Annotated in this window: 21 protein-coding genes; all 21 read left to right on the top strand. The window is 65.5% G+C overall.

Annotated features, from left to right (window positions below; all coding sequences use genetic code 11):
• Window positions 1-3: 3 nt before the first annotated feature.
• The 21 genes from H7A76_RS06850 (at window position 4) to H7A76_RS06950 (ending at window position 15,557) form a co-directional block, all read left to right on the top strand.
• Window positions 4-1,044, top strand: coding sequence for a phage baseplate assembly protein (locus H7A76_RS06850; protein WP_185697816.1), 1,041 nt, complete (start codon window positions 4-6; stop codon window positions 1,042-1,044).
• Between the two features lie 83 nt (window positions 1,045-1,127).
• Window positions 1,128-1,637 (top strand): phage baseplate assembly protein V, encoded by a 510-nt coding sequence (locus H7A76_RS06855; protein ID WP_185697817.1) that lies wholly within the window; start codon window positions 1,128-1,130, stop codon window positions 1,635-1,637.
• Window positions 1,637-2,035, top strand: a complete 399-nt coding sequence (locus H7A76_RS06860; protein WP_185698142.1) for a phage GP46 family protein — start codon at window positions 1,637-1,639, stop codon at window positions 2,033-2,035. The genes H7A76_RS06855 and H7A76_RS06860 overlap by 1 nt, the downstream gene beginning before the upstream one ends.
• Entirely contained in the window at window positions 2,025-3,065 is a 1,041-nt protein-coding gene (locus tag H7A76_RS06865) for a baseplate J/gp47 family protein (protein WP_068580489.1), read from the top strand. Before H7A76_RS06860 ends, H7A76_RS06865 begins: the two co-directional genes overlap by 11 nt.
• The gene (locus H7A76_RS06870) at window positions 3,053-3,652 is read left to right on the top strand and encodes a YmfQ family protein (protein WP_185697818.1); all 600 of its coding nucleotides are present in this window, start codon (window positions 3,053-3,055) and stop codon (window positions 3,650-3,652) included. Before H7A76_RS06865 ends, H7A76_RS06870 begins: the two co-directional genes overlap by 13 nt.
• A gap of 10 nt (window positions 3,653-3,662) precedes the next feature.
• Entirely contained in the window at window positions 3,663-4,601 is a 939-nt protein-coding gene (locus tag H7A76_RS32275; RefSeq protein ID WP_260497928.1) for a hypothetical protein, read from the top strand.
• A gap of 2 nt (window positions 4,602-4,603) precedes the next feature.
• Window positions 4,604-5,002, top strand: coding sequence for a phage tail assembly chaperone (locus tag H7A76_RS06880; RefSeq protein ID WP_185697819.1), 399 nt, complete (start codon window positions 4,604-4,606; stop codon window positions 5,000-5,002).
• Between the two features lie 13 nt (window positions 5,003-5,015).
• On the top strand, window positions 5,016-5,936 hold the full coding sequence (locus tag H7A76_RS06885) for a hypothetical protein (RefSeq protein ID WP_185697820.1): 921 nt from the start codon (window positions 5,016-5,018) through the stop codon (window positions 5,934-5,936).
• Window positions 5,936-6,454: a phage tail assembly chaperone gene (locus H7A76_RS06890; RefSeq protein ID WP_185697821.1), complete on the top strand. Its 519-nt coding sequence runs from the start codon at window positions 5,936-5,938 to the stop codon at window positions 6,452-6,454. The genes H7A76_RS06885 and H7A76_RS06890 overlap by 1 nt, the downstream gene beginning before the upstream one ends.
• A gap of 138 nt (window positions 6,455-6,592) precedes the next feature.
• Window positions 6,593-7,522 (top strand): phage tail protein, encoded by a 930-nt coding sequence (locus H7A76_RS06895; protein WP_185697822.1) that lies wholly within the window; start codon window positions 6,593-6,595, stop codon window positions 7,520-7,522.
• Window positions 7,523-8,014 carry a phage tail assembly chaperone gene (locus H7A76_RS06900; protein ID WP_185697823.1) on the top strand — a complete coding sequence of 164 codons (492 nt, stop codon included), beginning with the start codon at window positions 7,523-7,525 and terminating at the stop codon, window positions 8,012-8,014.
• 82 nt (window positions 8,015-8,096) lie between these two features.
• Complete coding sequence (locus tag H7A76_RS06905; protein ID WP_185697824.1) at window positions 8,097-9,137, top strand: phage tail protein; 1,041 nt, start codon at window positions 8,097-8,099, stop codon at window positions 9,135-9,137.
• A gap of 7 nt (window positions 9,138-9,144) precedes the next feature.
• Entirely contained in the window at window positions 9,145-9,753 is a 609-nt protein-coding gene (locus H7A76_RS06910; protein ID WP_085066047.1) for a tail fiber assembly protein, read from the top strand.
• A gap of 12 nt (window positions 9,754-9,765) precedes the next feature.
• Window positions 9,766-10,329 carry a glycoside hydrolase family 19 protein gene (locus tag H7A76_RS06915; protein WP_022642626.1) on the top strand — a complete coding sequence of 188 codons (564 nt, stop codon included), beginning with the start codon at window positions 9,766-9,768 and terminating at the stop codon, window positions 10,327-10,329.
• 30 nt (window positions 10,330-10,359) lie between these two features.
• Window positions 10,360-10,875 (top strand): hypothetical protein, encoded by a 516-nt coding sequence (locus H7A76_RS06920; RefSeq protein WP_124345887.1) that lies wholly within the window; start codon window positions 10,360-10,362, stop codon window positions 10,873-10,875.
• An 18-nt stretch (window positions 10,876-10,893) separates the two neighbouring features.
• A complete protein-coding gene (locus H7A76_RS06925; RefSeq protein ID WP_185697825.1) occupies window positions 10,894-11,418 on the top strand; it encodes a hypothetical protein in 525 nt (174 codons plus the stop codon).
• A gap of 3 nt (window positions 11,419-11,421) precedes the next feature.
• Window positions 11,422-12,033 carry a phage baseplate assembly protein V gene (locus H7A76_RS06930; RefSeq protein ID WP_022642629.1) on the top strand — a complete coding sequence of 204 codons (612 nt, stop codon included), beginning with the start codon at window positions 11,422-11,424 and terminating at the stop codon, window positions 12,031-12,033.
• Between the two features lie 10 nt (window positions 12,034-12,043).
• Window positions 12,044-12,376, top strand: coding sequence for a phage baseplate protein (locus H7A76_RS06935; protein WP_185697826.1), 333 nt, complete (start codon window positions 12,044-12,046; stop codon window positions 12,374-12,376).
• On the top strand, window positions 12,373-13,368 hold the full coding sequence (locus H7A76_RS06940; RefSeq protein ID WP_185697827.1) for a baseplate J/gp47 family protein: 996 nt from the start codon (window positions 12,373-12,375) through the stop codon (window positions 13,366-13,368). The genes H7A76_RS06935 and H7A76_RS06940 overlap by 4 nt, the downstream gene beginning before the upstream one ends.
• A complete protein-coding gene (locus H7A76_RS06945; RefSeq protein WP_185697828.1) occupies window positions 13,365-14,000 on the top strand; it encodes a phage tail protein I in 636 nt (211 codons plus the stop codon). The genes H7A76_RS06940 and H7A76_RS06945 overlap by 4 nt, the downstream gene beginning before the upstream one ends.
• A complete protein-coding gene (locus tag H7A76_RS06950) occupies window positions 14,001-15,557 on the top strand; it encodes a phage tail protein (RefSeq protein WP_185697829.1) in 1,557 nt (518 codons plus the stop codon).
• The last annotated feature ends 7 nt before the right edge of the window (window positions 15,558-15,564 follow it).

Genomic DNA, 15,564 nt, shown 5'->3' on the forward strand with positions numbered 1-15,564 from the left:
ACCATGAACCCAGCACAAGATGCCGTCACCCTGACCGTTGACGGCCTGGACTACGGCGGCTGGAAAAGCGTCGAGATCAGCGCGGACCTGGAGCGCCAGTTCCGCAGCTTCAGCCTCAACATCACCTGGCAGTGGCCGGGGCAACTGGAGGTCAAGCCGATCAAGCCCGGCTCGCGTTGCCAGGTGCGTATCGGCAGCGACCTGGTGCTCACCGGCTACGTGTACAAGGCGCCGGTCAGCTATGACGCGCACCAGGTCAGCCTGAGCATCGAAGGCAGTTCGTTGACCCAGGACCTGGCCGACTGCGCGGCCATCAACCGCCCGAGCCAGTGGCAGGAGCAGAGCCTGTTGAGCATCGTCCAGGCCCTGGCGGGCGCCTATGGCGTGGGCGTGGTCAGCGAGATCCCGCAGACCGCCAAGCTCGGCAAGCACAGCATCGTGCCCGGGGAGACGGTGTTCCAGTCCATCGACCGCTTGCTGACCCTGTACCGGGTGTTTTCCACCGATGACGCCGAGGGCCGCGTGCTGCTGGCCAAGCCCGGCAGTAGCGGGCGGGCCAGCGATGCCCTGGAGCTGGGCAAGAACATCCTGTCGGCCAATGCGCCGATGGATTTCAGCCAGGTGTTCTCCGAGTACCGGGTCATCGGCCAGCACAAGGGCAGCGACCAGAAAAGCGGCGCTGCGGTCGCCGAGGTCTCGGGCCAGGCCCGGGACCCGAGCATGGCGCGCAAGCGGGTCACGGTGATCAGCGAAAGCGCGCAGCTGACCCCCGAACTGGCCCAGCAGCGGGCCGACTGGGAGAGCGCCACCCGCATGGGCAAGGCGCTGACCACCACCTACCGGGTCCAGGGCTGGCGCCAGGGCAACGGCGATTTGTGGCGGCACAACACCCTGGTGCGGGTGATCGACAAGGTCCTGGGCTTCGACCAGGACATGCTGATCTCCAAGGTCACCTATTCGCTCTCCGAACAGGGCTCGATCACCACCTTGCAAGTGGCGCCGCCACACACCTTCGACGCCAACCCCGTCCCCGCGAAAACCTGAGCCGCCCCCGGCGGCCTACAGGCCACCGGGGCCCGCCATTGCCTGCCCGATGCGTCGGGCCCGGGCCAGCCAAGGAATCCACCATGAGCCTACTGACACGCCTGTTGGCGCGCGGCACCGTCGTGCTCGCCAACTCGGCCAACAAACTGCAATCGCTCCAGATGCGCCTGACCGCCGGCGAGGTGAATGACGACATGGAGCATTTCGAGCCCTACGGCTTCACCAGCAATCCGCTGGCCGGGGCCGAAGGCATCGCGACCTTCCTCGGTGGCGACCGCTCCCACGCCGTGGTGCTGGTGGTCGCTGATCGCCGCTACCGCCTCCAGGCCCTGGCGCCCGGCGAGGTGGCGATCTACACCGACGAAGGCGACAAGGTGCACTTCAAGCGTGGCCGGGTGATCGATATCCAGACCGGCACCCTGAACATCCGGGCGGACACGGCGGTGAACATCGATACGCCGACCCTGACCCAGACCGGCAAGATCGTCTCCCAGGGCGACCAGGTGGCCGGCGGCATCAGCCAGATGCGCCACCCGCATGCCGGCGTGCAGCCGGGCCCCGGCCAGACCGGCGCACCGGTGGGAGGTCCATGATGTTCCTCACCCACGACCTCAAGACCGCGCTGACCCGCGCGGTGCTGATCAGCCTCTACACCTGGCGCCGCGCCGCCGACGATGACGTGCTCGACGATGACGAGCGCTTCGGTTGGTGGGGCGACAGTTTTCCCACGGTGGCCGACGACCGCATCGGCTCGCGGCTGTGGTTGCTGCGCCGGGTCAAGCTGACCCGCCAGACCCAGCTCGACGCCGAGTTCTACGCCCGCGAAGCCCTGCAATGGCTGATCGACGATGGCCATTGCAGCGCCGTGGACATCAGCAGCGAACGCCTCGACGCCCAACGCCTGAACCTGCGCATCGTGCTGGTACTGGCCGGTGGCGAGCGCCTGGACATCAACCCCGAACACAGTTGGCAGGTGACCTATGCCGTTTGAAACGCCTTCGCTGCCGGTGCTGATCAAGCGCACCCAAAGCGACCTGGCCAGCGATTCGCTGCGCCAGTCCGATGCCCAAGTCCTGGCCCGAACCCTCAGCGGCGCCGCCTTTGGCCTGTATGGCTACCTGGATTGGATCGCCGAGCAGATCCTGCCGGACAAGGCCGATGAGTCGACCCTGGAACGGATCGCCGCCCTGCGCCTGAACCAGCCACGCAAGGCCGCCCAGGCGGCCAGCGGCAACGTCAGCTTCATGGCGTCGGCCGGGGCGGTGCTGGATGTCGATACGCTGCTGCAGTCCAGCGATGGCCGCAGCTACAAGGTGACCGCCGCGCGGACCACCAGCAGCGGCCTGAACAGCACCAGCATCGCCGCCCTGGATGCCGGTTCCCTGGGCAATGCCGAGGCCGGCCTGAGCCTGATCCCGGTGCAGCCGATCCAGGGCATCAGCGGCAGCTTCACGGTGCTGGCGCCAGGGCTGGTGGGCGGCGTCGCGCGCGAGAGCCTGGAGTCGCTGCGCTCGCGGGTGATCCGTTCGTACCGGGTCATTCCCCATGGCGGCTCGGCCCAGGACTACGAGACCTGGGCCCTGGAGTGCCCCGGCGTGACCCGCGCCTGGTGCCGTGGCAGCTACCTCGGGCCGGGCACCGTGGGCCTGTTCGTGATGCGTGACGATGATCCGCACCCGGTGCCGGATGCCGCGCAACTGGCCGAGGTGCAAGCGCATATCGAGCCGCTGCGGCCGGTGACCGCCGAGGTCCACGTGCTGGCCCCGGTGCAGCAGCCGGTGACCTATCGCCTGCGCCTGAGCCCGGACACCAGCGCCGTGCGCGCCGCGGTGGAAGCCCAGTTGCGCGATCTGCACCACCGTGAAGCCGGTCTCGGCGAAACCTTGCTGCTGACCCATATCGCCGAAGCCATCAGCAGCGCCACCGGCGAGAACGACCACAAGCTGATGGCGCCCAGCGCCGACGTACCGGCCGCCAACAACCAGCTGCTGACCTTCGGAGGTTGTGTATGGCTGGAATGAGAAGCGCGGCCCAGTACCAGGAACAACTGCGCAGCTTGCTGCCCAGCGGCCCGGCCTGGGACCCGGAGCAAGTGCCGGAACTGGAGCAGGTGCTCGAAGGCATCGCCCAGGAACTGGCGCGCCTGGATGCCCGGGCCGCCGACCTGCTCAACGAGATGGACCCCGCCGGGGTCAGCGAATTGGTGCCGGACTGGGAGCGGGTGATGGAGCTGCCCGACCCCTGCCTGGGGGCCATGCCGCTGTTCGACGACCGCCGCCTGGCGGTGCGTCGGCGCTTGCTGGCGGTGGGCAGCCAGGCGCTGAGCTACTACGTGGAAATCGCCCGCAGCCAGGGTTACCCCAACGCCACCATCACCGAGCTGGAGGCTCCGCGCATGGGTCGCGCCCGCTTCGGCTCGGCGCACTTCGGCACCTGGCAGGCGCAGTTCATGTGGACGCTCAACACCGGCGGCCGGCTGCTGCTCGGGCGGCGCTACGGCGCCAGCTACTGGGGCGAACGCTTCGGCATGAACCCCGGATCGGCCCTGGAGTGCCTGATCCACCGCAGCGCCCCGGCCCATACCCGGGTGCATATCAATTACGACTAGAGGGCAGGTGATGGACTTTCCCAGAAGTGTGCCCAGCGCGGGGCTGGTCAACGGCCGGTTCGCCGACGAAAACCCGCTGACCGGGACGCCCGGCTCGTTGATCACCGCCGCCTGGGGCAATGGCGTGACCGAGGAGTTGCTCAATGTGATTCGTGCGGCGGGCATCACGCCAGCCGAAAGCGAATCGGACCAGTTGCTCAGGGCCTTGAAGAGCGTACTGGCCCAGGATGCCCAGCCCCTGGCGGCGTTGGCCTTTCCCACCGTGGCCACGGCCGACGGGCGTATCGCGGTGACACCGGGTACGGCTGCGGCGGGTGGCACGGTCATGGTGCCCGGCGGGGTGCTGGTCAGCCTGGGCGAAGAAGCCCTGGTGGGCATCACCGCCCGTCCGCGGGCGCTGTACAGCGTGCCCTGGATTTCTCCCGACCTGGATATCAACAGCACCTACTTCTTGCGCATGCAGGTCATGGGCGGGGCGTTGGGCTGCTACCTGCAAAAGGGCACCGACAACGACGCCGTTCCCCCGGCGCTCAAGGGCGCCGCCGGCGCCTCCGGAGGCGGTTTCGATTCCACCTGCATCGACATGCTCCTGGCCAAGGTGGTCACCGCCGGTGCCGGGACCCTGCCCAAGCTGACCTTGCTGGCCAACAAGGCGCGGCTGGAAGCCGTGGGGGTCTGGTCCGGAGCAAGCGGCAGTTACGCGCTGCCCCTGAACTGGGCCAGGAAACCCCGGGCCTACGTTGCGGGAATGATGGACTACGACGATCTCGTCAAGACCGACTACAGCATCGTGGCCGAGGACACCGGCCATAACTTCAGGGCGGCGACATCGGTCATGCCCGAAGGTGGCTTCAGCGATCGCTACATGGGGCGTGTACTGATCCTGTCCTGGGCGCAGAACACCAGTACGTCGGGGGTGATCAACGCCCGTGTCAGATGGGAGGCCTAGGAATGAAAGCCTTTATCGAACAGGGCGTGGTGACGGCCCTGGTGAGCGGCGATATCGACGGTGGCGTCGAGCTGCCGCCAGGCCTTGCGGTGACCGTCGGCTGGCGCTACCAGGATGAGCTGTTCAGCCCGGCTCCGGACAGCCTTGGCGCCGAACCACAGCAGCCGCTTTTGCAAGCCGAGCGCGACTGGCGCCGCATGGCCCTGGCCGGGACCGACTGGCTGGTGGCCCGCCATCGCGATGAACTCGACGCTGGCGTCCCGGCGACCCTGGGGCGCAAGCAGTTCGCCAAGCTGTTGGCTTACCGCCAGGCCCTGCGGGACTGGCCGGCCTCGGCCGGCGAGTCGCAAACCCAAGCGCGACCCGAGCCGCCCAAGTGGCTGGCGAAGTTGCCCCACTGACAGGACATGAACCATGGATTATCCGAAAAGCGTACCCAGTGCGGGCCTGGTCAATGGCCGCTTCGTCGATGAAAACCCACTGACCGGCTCGCCGGGATCGCTGATTCCCGCCGACTGGGGCAATGGCGTCACCCAGGAGATCCTCAACGTCATCAAGGCGGCCGGCCTGGTGCCGGATGAACGCAAGACTGACCAGCTGACCCAGGCCATTGGCGAGTTGCTCGACTTCAAGCGCTTGAAGAACACCCCCACCACCCTGGGCGGCTACGGCATCAGCGATGCTGGCGGGCGGCTGTTGGCGGTGAAGCAGTTTGAAACCGTGGGCATCACCCTATACCGACCCGACCCCAGGGCCAAGCGCATTCGCGTACGCCTGGTGGGCGCCGGTGGTTCCGGCGGCGGCTGCCAGCCGGTGCCCGCAGGTAGTTTCACCGTGGGCGGTGGCGGTGGTTCCGGCGCCTATGCCGAGGGCTTGTTCGATGTGACCCCACAGATGCTGGCGGGGGTGCCCATTACCCTGGGTGCCGGTGGCGAGGCGCGAACGGCGGTGGGCGCCAGTGGCGGTAGCGCCTCTTTCGGCAGCTACATGAGTGCCTCTGGAGGTACGGGCGGCCAGGTGATCACCTTTGTTTCGACTGCCCCCGGATTCGTCCAGGGGGGCGTAGGCGGTGGCGTGGTGACGGGCGGCAACCTTTCCAGCGCCCGTGGCATACAGGGCGGTTATGCCATGAGCAATCCGAACTGGGGCACGCTGGCGGGCTGCGGTGCAGCCAGTCCGTTCGACGGCGGTGCTGGCGCCACTGGCCTGAACACCACGGGTATTGCCGGGGTGCGGGGTTCGGGTGGTGGCGGTAGTTGCTCATACAACGCCAGCGCTGCCTGCTTGAGCGGCGCCGGTGGTAATGGCTTTTGTGAAATCTGGGAGTACGCGTGATGGCCCGTTATGTCCGTGTGGAAGAGGGCGTGGTGGTCGAGTTGATCGAGACCGGCGACTACGCCATCGCTGATTTGTTCGCCCCGCAGTTCCTCGCGGCCATCCACCCTGCGCCCCCGGGGCGCGAAGTGCGGGTGGGCATGGAATGGCAGGCCAGCCCAGTGCCGGCTGCGGCGGCTGAGGCAACCGAGCCGGTGGCTGCGCCGCTGGCGACACCGCCAGGCGACAAGCTGGAAACCATGGCCCGGGCCCATGTGGCCGAAGTGGTGGCCCAGGGGGCGGAAGCCCGGGAGCGCCAATGGCGCAGCGACAGCCTGGAAGCCAGCCAGTGGCTGGCGGCCCGGCACCGCGATGAACAGGACCTGGGTCGCGGTACTAGCCTTAGCGCGCAGCAGTACCTGGAGTTGCTGGAGTACCGCCAGGCCTTGCGCGAATGGCCCGATCGCCAGGGGTTTCCGGCCGTGGCGGCGCGCCCGCAGGCCCCCCAATGGTTGCCAGGCAACCTGCCTGGCCAATGACCGGCGCGAATCCTTCGAGCCGTTTTCAATCATCTCAAGACGCCTGCCCGCCACCCGGGTGCCGACGTTGCCTGGCCGCAGGCCGAGCCGCGTCGCACCCGGGGCGCAGCGGTGGACGTCCTTTTCAGGACATCACCTGTGGACTATCCAAAAAGCGTGCCCAGCTCCGGGCTGGTCAATGGCCGGTTCATCGATGAAAACCCGGTTGCCGGCACGCCGGGGTCGCTGATCCCGGCCAGCTGGGGCAACGCGATCACCGATGAAATCCTCAATGTGCTGTCGGCGGCGGGCATCGCTCCGCTGGAGGGCAGCAACAACCAGCTGATCACCGCGCTGCGCAGCGGCGCGCTGTTCCAGACCAAACCGCAGTTCGACAACGGCAAGTCGGCGGCCACCACCGAGTTCGTGCAACGCGCCCTGGGTTCGCTGCGCGATGTGGCGGTCTACAACGCGGCCACCACCCTGACCGCCGCCGACATCGGTCGTTGCGTGCGCTTCGGTTATGGCGGCTACAGCATCACCTTGCCCGCGGCCGGGCCGGCCATCGCCAATGGCAGCGCCCTGTACCTGATGAACACCGGCACCGGGGCCATGACCGTGGTCGTCAATGGGGGCGACAAGATCGCCGTCGGTAACGGCTACCTCGGCAGCTTCGAGTTCGGCGTGGGCGATTCGGTGGTGCTGGTCAAGCATCTCAATGGCGAATGGACGGCGCTGCTGGGCAGCGTACCGATGCGCTACATGCCGGGTTTTGCCTGTGCGTTGAACACCACGGGTTATCAGAAATTGCCCAGTGGCTTGATCGTGCAGTGGATCGCCGGTGGCTCCGACAGCAACGGCAACATGATCGTCTCGTTGCCTATCCAGTTTCCCAACGCGGTGCTGGGCGGGATTGCCAACGAACTCAATCCCCTGGGCTGGGGAGCCACGGGCCGAACCACGGTCTGGGCCTTCGACCTGCTCAGTAGTAACAAGGCGGTGGTGGTGGCCAAGTCCCGGGATATCTTTGGGACCAACGCCCCCATTCCGACTGCCATCGGCGGCCGCATCCTGGTTTGGGGGTATTGAATGAGCAAGTATTTTCTAGCGCAGACCCTGGGTTTCCTGTGCTCCGACGAGCATGAACCGGCGCTGCTGGAGCAGGCGGTGAAGATCACCGACCTGGAGTACCTGAAGCTGTTCGAGGGCCAGGCCCAGGGCCTGGCCATCGCCGCCGACGAGTTGGGCCGGCCGATCCTGGTGGAGCGCCCCGGGCCTTCGGCCGAGACCTTGGCGCTGATCGAGCGGGCCTGGCGCGACGATCAATTGCAGGCGACCGACGGCGTGGTGGCACGCCATCGCGATGAGCTGGACGCCGGTGGCGCCACCAGCTTGTCGGCGGCTCAATTCCAGAGCCTGCAGGAGTATCGGCGGCTGTTGCGCCAATGGCCGGCCCAGGACGGTTTCCCCGCCAGCGACAAGCGCCCCGTGCTAGCGATGCCGGCGCCGGCAGCGGCTGCCGCGGTGAAGCGCACCCGGGCCAGAAAGCCCGCGCAACCGGCCCCGGATGCAGCGTCCTGATGTGGGCCAGCAGGCGTCGTGAGGCCGATGGGGCGGCATGCCCAGGCCTTGTTCATTGGAAAAAACATGCAGGAGTAGAACAGTGGATTATCCCAAAAGCGTTCCTGGCATAGGCCTGCTCAACGGCAAGTTCGTCGATGAGAATCCTGTGGCCGGAACTCCCGGGTCGCTGATCCCCGCCGCCTGGGGCAACAGCATTACCCAGGAGCTGTTGACGGTGATTGGCCGCGCCGGGCTTGTACCTGATGAAGCCGATACCGCTCAGCTGCTCAAGGCGTTGCAGGTCATGTTGGCCAACGCCAGTCCCATGCTTTCGCGCGTGCTCCAGATCAACCATTCCAGAAGCCTGGCCGCGCAGGACCTGGGTCTGGTGATGGTCAACGGCGCACAGGAACCGATTACGCTGACGCTACCGGCGGCGGACTCGGTACTGGGTGTGCGCGACGTGATCGTGCGGCGGCTCGACAACGGTGGCAACCGGATACTGGTGCAATGCACGGGGGCTGACACTATCAAGTTCCACACCCATCTGCGTGCCGGGGGGTACGGTTTCCTGGTGTTGATGGGCGCTGGTGATTTTTGGCATCTGCGCAGTGATGGGGCGGGAGGCTGGTGGCCGGTCGGGCGCTATGACAATGCTGCCCTTGGGCGAATGTTCTTCGAGACCACGACCCAGTTCAGCCCGGGTGGATATGGCGCCTTGAACGGCAAGTTGCTGAACCGCGCCGACTGGCCCTGGCTGTGGGATCACGCGAAGCAATCGGGCATGTTGCGCCCCGACAACGATCGTGCGGGGGGCTGGAGCTACGGTGATGGTGTATCGACTTTTCGCCTGCCCGAGGCCCAGGGCGAATTCCTGCGGGTACTCGACGAGGATCGTGGGGTCGATGTCGGGCGTGGGGCGGGCAGCTGGCAAACCGGAACCAATATCACCGGCGACAACGGCCAGGCCCCGGCGGTGCACGGTATTGGCGAGATGGCCAAGGTAGGGGTCGATCCGACCTCGTTCAATGGAATGATCTACTACAACTTTGCGGCCAATACAGAAGTGATCTCAAGTGTTTTCTGGGGCATGGTGCGTCCGCGAAACATCGCCTATCCCGGCCGTATCAAACTTATCTGAGGTTCTCATGCCTGAATATCTTGTGAGCCCTGCCGGAGCGTTGATCGGGCCGGTGGTATTTCCTGTGGTTCCCGGGCTGGGTGTGCAGTTGCCGGCCAATGCCGTGGAATTGCCCAGCGAGTTGAGTCCGCCCGAAAAGGGATTCGCCTGGGCCTGGGTCGATGGTGCTCCCCAACTGTTGCCTGATCACCGCGGCCAGGTATTCCAGATCCATGGTGGTGCGGCAAGTACCTGGGAGCGCCTGGGTGATCTGCCCGAGGGACTGACTACCCAGCCCCGTCCCGATCCCTATCACGTTTGGCTCGATGACCGCTGGCAACTTGACCGGGAGGCCCGGGAGTCCGCGACTCTGGAACAGCTGCTGTTGGAGCGAGACAACCGTTTGCGTGAGGCGGCTATCCGCCTGGCCCCCCTGCAGTACGCCGTCGACCTTGGAGAGGCCTCTACCGAGGAGAAAAACGCCTTGCTCGATTGGAAGCGCTATTGCATCGCCTTGAATCGTATCGAACAGCAGCCCGGATATCCGTCCGAGATCGAGTGGCCGGTACTGGCGCCTTCCGTATTGAAGGCTCCATCCAACCCACTGTTCGCGCTGTTTCGTGGGAAGAACAAATGAAAGGAATCCTCTATGTCGATCACTGAAGAGCAGTTGCTCAAGATCATGCCGAACGCCCGCCGCCAAGCGGGCGTTTTCGTATCCCCGCTCAACGCTGCCATGGCTCGCCGGCAGATCGATACGCCCAAGCGCCAGGCGGCGTTCCTGGCGCAGATCGGCCATGAATCGGGGCAGTTGCAGTACGTGCGCGAGCTGGGCAACGACCAGTACCTGAGCAAGTACGACACCGGCACCCTGGCCGCGCGGCTGGGCAATACCCCCGAGGCCGATGGCGACGGCCAGCGCTATCGCGGGCGTGGGCTGATCCAGGTCACCGGGCGCAGCAACTATCGCCAGTGCAGCCTCGGCCTGTTCGGCGACGAGCGCCTGCTGGAGTTGCCCGAGCTGCTGGAGCAGGCGCAATGGGCCGCCGAATCGGCAGCCTGGTTCTGGGAACGGGCGGGGCTCAATGCCTTGGCCGATCGTGATGAGTTCAACGCCATCACCCGCCGTATCAATGGCGGCCTGAACGGCTTGGAAGATCGCCGCCAGCTCTGGGGCCGGGCGCGCTCGGTACTGGGCCTGCCGGCCGCCTGAGGCCGCCGGCCTGCGCCAAGGAGAATCAGCATGAACATTCGCAGTTGGCTGGCCGTGGCGGTCATGGCCGGGCTGCTCTATGCCCTGGGCTACATCACCGGGGTCGGCAGCGAGCGTAGCCGCAACCACGTCCTGGACGAGGCGCGCCTGCGCCAGTCCTTCGAACAGGGCCAGGCCCTGGGTACGGTCAAGGAGAAGGTGGTGGTCGAGTACGTCGACCGCATCGTCAAGGTCTACCAGGCGGGCGCCACGATTACCAAGGAGGTTCCTATCTATGTTTCCCAAGCCGCTGATAGTGCTTGCGTGGTGCCTGCCGGTTTTGTCCGGGTGCACGACGCCGGCGCCCGCAACCTGCCCGTGGCCGGAGGCCCCCGCGGCACTGATGGCGCCGCCTCGGGCCTTGCACTCTCTACCGTCGCCGCCAGCGTCGTCGACAACTACAACCAGTGCCACGCCAACGCCGAGCAACTGAAGGCGTTGCAGCAGTGGGTGCGCGAGTCCCAGGCCCTGCTGCAGGGCGCCCCGGCGGTGGCCCGGCATCCCTGAGGGGAACAGGAGACTTTCATGTCCGTACCGGATATTCGTAAACCTTCCGAACTGCTGCAGGCCATCGAGCGTGGCTTGCGCCAGGCCGAGCCGGGCTTGCAGGTGGGCACGCGCCAGGACTTCGACAACACCTCCGGGCAGCCCTGGCTTTTGCTGGATATCGAGCGTAACCAGCAGGCCCCGCGTTCCTCCCAGGGGCGCCAGGCGCAGTTGCTGCGCATCGTCCTGCAGCTGTATGTGCCGCGCCAGGCGGGTTCGACCCAGGCCGCCTGGGACCTGGCCAGCCGGCTGCTGACGGTGCTGGCGGATAACCGCTGGGGCTGGTCGGCCGAGCAGTGTGGCGCGGCGGGCAACATCGTCGCGCAGCCTTTGCCGGCGGCCGATCCGCAGCCGACCCATGACGCCTGGAGCCTGAGTTTCGAGCAGGCCATCTACCTGGGCCCGGCGCTGCTGGACGACCCTGTGGGCAAACCGCTGTTCGCCCGCACCTGGGAAGTCTCCAGCATCGACGATCCGAGCCAATACCGAGCCCTGGAGGACTGAACCATGTTCGATGCCTTCCTTAGGGTGCAACTGGCCCCGATCATCGAGCGCCTGGCCGAGATGGAAACCGAGCTGGACGACCTGCATCGGCGTGCCGAGAGTTTCTGCCGGATCGGCGTTTGCCATTCGGTGGACGCCGCCAGCAATACCTGCCGGGTCAGCCATGGCGACCTGCTGACCCCGGCCATCCGTTTCTTCAACCCCAGCGCTGGGGAGCAGAGCGAGTCGCGCATTCCTTCGGTGGGCGAGCAATGCCTGTTGCTCAACCACGGCGCGGGGGAGGGCGGGGGCCAGTCGGTGGCTTTGTTCGGGCTCAACAGCCAGCGCTTCCCCCCGGCCTCCACGGTCGCCGGCCTGACCCGGCGGCAATACCGCGATGGCAGCCAGAGCAGCTACGACGACACCAGCCATACCCTGAACTGGAGCAACGGCCCGGCGGCGTTCAGCGGCAGCCGTGAAGCGCTGGAGTTGAGCCTGGGCAATGCCCGCCTGGTGATGACCGCCGATGCCGTGGACCTGAGCCTGGGCGCCAGCGGCCTGCGGCTGGACGCCGGGGGCGTGCACTTGCGCGGCCCGCTGGTGGAGCACCAGGGCCGAGTCATCAGTACCGCATAAGGAGTTCGCCATGATCGGCGTTGATAGACACACCGGGGCAGCGGTCGATGACTGGCTGCAATTCGTCCAGCGTGCCACCCGAGCGCTGACCACCCCTTTGGGCACCCGGCAGAAGCGACCGCTGTACGGTTCGCTGATTCCCCAGTTGCTGGGGCGCAATCTTGGCGACGACCTGCTGGTCCTGGCCCAGAGCCACGCCGCCGAGGCGTTCTACAACAAGGCCAACGGCATCGCCGACTTCGAGCCCGAGGTCATCGTCGCCAGTCGCCAGGGCGCGGGCGTGCTGCTGCGCTTCGCCGGGACCTGGAACAACCGCCGGCAATCCTTCGAGGTGGTGACATGAGCATGCTGATTCCCGGGCAGAACCAGCTCGAAGAACCGGAGATCGTCAAGGTCGATGAGTTCGAGCCGTTGCTGGCCGAGTTCAAGGCCTTCGTCCTTGACTATGTGGCTGCCCGTTCCCCGGAGCAGGCGGCCAAGTTGCGCACCAGCCTGGATAACGAAAGCGAACTGCTGACCATGGCCCTGGAGGCCTTCTGCGTGCGCTTGCAGACCCACGAGCGCAAGTACAACGCACGGATTCGGCAGATGCTGGCGTGGTGGGCCACTGGCAGCAACCTGGACGCGCGCCTGGCCGACATGGGCCTGGAGCGCCAGTTGCTGGTGCCGGGCGACGACCAGGCCTTTCCGCCGGTGCCGCCGGTGTACGAAAGCGACGACGATGCGCGGCTGCGCTATTACCTGGCGCCCCATGCGCCAGCGGCCGGTTCGCGCATGCAGTATCGACGGGAGATCTTCACCCTGGGGGAGCGGCCGGTGGTCAAGGTCGACTCCGGCGACGCCGGGGTGGTGACGGTCACCTACACCTTCGACCCGGATGGCTTCGCCGTCCAGGTCAAGGATGGCAATGCCCGCCGCACGGCACCGGGGGAGGTGATGGTGACGGTGCTGTCACGCTCCGGGGATGGCGTGCCGTCTGCTGAGCTTCTGGAGGCTGTTCGCAAGCATTTTGCTCGTGATGACGTGCGCCCGGAAACCGACAAGGTCAGGGTGCAGGGCGCCCAGGTCAAAGACTACAAGATCCGTGTGATAGCCAAGATACATGCAGGCCCTGATTCCGGATTGACCAAGGTGGCCGTTGAGCAGCAGCTACGTCGATATGCCGAGTCGTGCCACCGGCTTGAGGGACGGGTCGATCCCAGTTGGATCGATTACACCCTGCATGCCGCGGGCGCGGTGCAATTGGAAATTCTCGAGCCGCAGCAGCCGGTGGTCACCACGGCGTTTCAGGCGCCTTATTGCACAGAGGTGCAGGTGGAGGTCCGTACGTTATGACTGGCTCGTCGATCTTGCCCGGGCTGCTTCCTGCCAACAGCTCATCCCTGGAAAAGGCCTTGGACCTTGGCTTCGGCAGTCTGCTGGAGCGAGTGGCACCACCGTTTCCCGAACTGATGACCCCCAAGGCCACGCCTGTCGAGTTCTTGCCGTACCTGGCGGCGGATCGTGGCGTCGGGGAGTGGAGCTCCGAGGCCCGGGAATCCGAAAAACGCCTGACTGTCGAATTGGCCTGGCCCACGAAGCGCCAGGCGGGTACCCGACGCGCCTTGGAAAACGCCGTACGTGGCCTGGAGCTGATGCCTGAGGTGGTTGCCTGGCATGAGCGAGAACCGGCTGGTGCGCCCTACAGCTTTTCTGTACGGGCCTATTCCCAGCGGCCCTACAGCGAAGCAATCAATGACCGCCTGGATCGGCGCCTGGCCGAGGCCAAGAGTGAGAGGGACATCCTCTCTGTCTCGGTAGGCCTGGGTACCAGCGGCCAGCACTACGTTGCCGCAACCACGATATGCGGCGAGATGTCGACCATCTATCCACTGGCCCTCGATGGCCTGCAAAGCTCCGGGATGGCCTTCATGGCAGCCGGGGCCTACATCGTCGAGAGCTCTACCATTTATCCTCAGGGGGCATGAATGTCCGACTATTACACCCTGCTGACGCAGGCAGGGATTGCCTATGAAACCGCCTGCAAGGCAGCGGGTACGCCGATTCGCTTGTCCAAGTTTTCCGTGGGGGATGGCAATGGCGCCGTCTACAACCCCGACGCCTCTGCTACGGCGCTGCGTCGGGAGGTCTGGCGGGGCGACTTGAACGCGCTGTACCAGGATCCGAAGAACCCCAGTTGGCTGATGGCCGAGGCCACCATTCCCGATGATGTTGGCGGGTGGTATGTCCGAGAAGCGGGAATCTGGACCGACACGGGTATTTTGTATGCGGTTATCAAGTATGCGGAGTCCTACAAGCCGGTCCTGGCTACATCCGGGCAAGGCAAGGAGTTCTACCTACGGGCGATCTTCCAGAGCAGCAACGCGGCCCAGGTCACGTTGCTGGTGGACGACACCCTCGTCAAGGCTACTCGTTCCTGGGTAGCCGGGTACGTTGCCGACGAACTGGCCAAGCTCGACCAGAAACAGTCCGTGCGCGCAGCCAGCACTGCCAACATCACACTCTCCGGTGCGCAAAAGATCGATGGTGTCGCTGTCGTCGAGGGAGATCGGGTTTTGGTCAAGTCCCAGGTGGCGGCCAAAGACAACGGGATCTATGTCGTGGCCAACGGCCCTTGGCTACGGGCCACGGATGCGAACTCCAATGCCAAGGTCACGCCCGCCTTGAGTGTGTCGGTAGAGGAGGGTGCGACGCTTGCCGACACCATCTGGCAGTTGGTCACGGACGGTGTGATCGTACTGGGGACTACAGCCCTGACATTCCAGAACATCAGTCAGGGATTCGCGCCCTTAAATGCTCCGGCGCTGCTTAACCCAACAGCCAATACCCCTGTGCAATTCAATAACGGCAAGGCATTGGCTACGACTGAGTTCGTGCAGCGAGCCTTGGGCAGTCGCAGTGGATATACGGACTACCAGGCGGCAAGTGGCGTCATTCCTGTCACGGATGCCGGTAAGTACATTGGCTTCAATCGGGGGAGTGCCCAAGCCTATGCACTGCCTGATGCCAATACGCTGCCGCTGGGAACCAGCTTTTATCTTGAAGCGGTCGGGGGCGATGTTTCCCTGACGGCAGCCAATTCAAGATTCGCCGGCCCCGCCGCCCAGGTTGTTTCGCCTACCTATGTGTTGAGGAATGGCACGGCCTGCGAGTTCATCGTCATGTCGAGCGCTTCGGTCGGCGAGCCTGGTTTGTCCTATCGAGTGGTGGGTGGGGTCGGTAAAGCGCTGCTCGCCCGCAACGGTTTCGAACGCATGCCAAACGGGCTTATCCGCATGTGGGGCGATGGTGTGGCTGGGGGCGATCCCAGCCACTTGTCCTTCGGTAGTTCGATTGCGAAGACGGCTTACAACCCTTTCCCGATGGCCTTTCCGAACGAATTGTTCGGAGTGCTCGTCACACATCGTTCCGCAGGCGGAGTGGCGATTCCGGTGGTGACAACGGGTGAAACGGTCAATGGGTTCAAATCTGCGGCATCTTGGGCAAATGACATTGCAATTCACTGGCAGGCCATTGGCCGTTGAGGAGACC

Origin of the sequence: Pseudomonas sp. MSSRFD41, from assembly GCF_014230245.1 — a bacterium.
Taxonomy (GTDB): domain Bacteria; phylum Pseudomonadota; class Gammaproteobacteria; order Pseudomonadales; family Pseudomonadaceae; genus Aquipseudomonas; species Aquipseudomonas piscis.

Excerpts from the sequence above, each read along its gene's own strand:
- H7A76_RS06865 (WP_068580489.1), top strand. The coding sequence starts at position 2,025 with ATGCCGTTTGAAACGCCTTCGCTGCCGGTGCTGATCAAGCGCACCCAA.
- H7A76_RS06950 (WP_185697829.1), top strand. The coding sequence starts at position 14,001 with ATGTCCGACTATTACACCCTGCTGACGCAGGCAGGGATTGCCTATGAA.
- H7A76_RS06910 (WP_085066047.1), top strand. The coding sequence starts at position 9,145 with ATGCCTGAATATCTTGTGAGCCCTGCCGGAGCGTTGATCGGGCCGGTG.
- H7A76_RS06930 (WP_022642629.1), top strand. The coding sequence starts at position 11,422 with ATGTTCGATGCCTTCCTTAGGGTGCAACTGGCCCCGATCATCGAGCGC.
- H7A76_RS06890 (WP_185697821.1), top strand. The coding sequence starts at position 5,936 with ATGGCCCGTTATGTCCGTGTGGAAGAGGGCGTGGTGGTCGAGTTGATC.
- H7A76_RS06885 (WP_185697820.1), top strand. The coding sequence starts at position 5,016 with ATGGATTATCCGAAAAGCGTACCCAGTGCGGGCCTGGTCAATGGCCGC.
- H7A76_RS06880 (WP_185697819.1), top strand. The coding sequence starts at position 4,604 with ATGAAAGCCTTTATCGAACAGGGCGTGGTGACGGCCCTGGTGAGCGGC.
- H7A76_RS06900 (WP_185697823.1), top strand. The coding sequence starts at position 7,523 with ATGAGCAAGTATTTTCTAGCGCAGACCCTGGGTTTCCTGTGCTCCGAC.
- H7A76_RS06935 (WP_185697826.1), top strand. The coding sequence starts at position 12,044 with ATGATCGGCGTTGATAGACACACCGGGGCAGCGGTCGATGACTGGCTG.
- H7A76_RS06925 (WP_185697825.1), top strand. The coding sequence starts at position 10,894 with ATGTCCGTACCGGATATTCGTAAACCTTCCGAACTGCTGCAGGCCATC.
- H7A76_RS06915 (WP_022642626.1), top strand. The coding sequence starts at position 9,766 with ATGTCGATCACTGAAGAGCAGTTGCTCAAGATCATGCCGAACGCCCGC.
- H7A76_RS06860 (WP_185698142.1), top strand. The coding sequence starts at position 1,637 with ATGTTCCTCACCCACGACCTCAAGACCGCGCTGACCCGCGCGGTGCTG.
- H7A76_RS06855 (WP_185697817.1), top strand. The coding sequence starts at position 1,128 with ATGAGCCTACTGACACGCCTGTTGGCGCGCGGCACCGTCGTGCTCGCC.
- H7A76_RS32275 (WP_260497928.1), top strand. The coding sequence starts at position 3,663 with ATGGACTTTCCCAGAAGTGTGCCCAGCGCGGGGCTGGTCAACGGCCGG.
- H7A76_RS06870 (WP_185697818.1), top strand. The coding sequence starts at position 3,053 with ATGGCTGGAATGAGAAGCGCGGCCCAGTACCAGGAACAACTGCGCAGC.
- H7A76_RS06945 (WP_185697828.1), top strand. The coding sequence starts at position 13,365 with ATGACTGGCTCGTCGATCTTGCCCGGGCTGCTTCCTGCCAACAGCTCA.
- H7A76_RS06850 (WP_185697816.1), top strand. The coding sequence starts at position 4 with ATGAACCCAGCACAAGATGCCGTCACCCTGACCGTTGACGGCCTGGAC.
- H7A76_RS06920 (WP_124345887.1), top strand. The coding sequence starts at position 10,360 with ATGAACATTCGCAGTTGGCTGGCCGTGGCGGTCATGGCCGGGCTGCTC.
- H7A76_RS06940 (WP_185697827.1), top strand. The coding sequence starts at position 12,373 with ATGAGCATGCTGATTCCCGGGCAGAACCAGCTCGAAGAACCGGAGATC.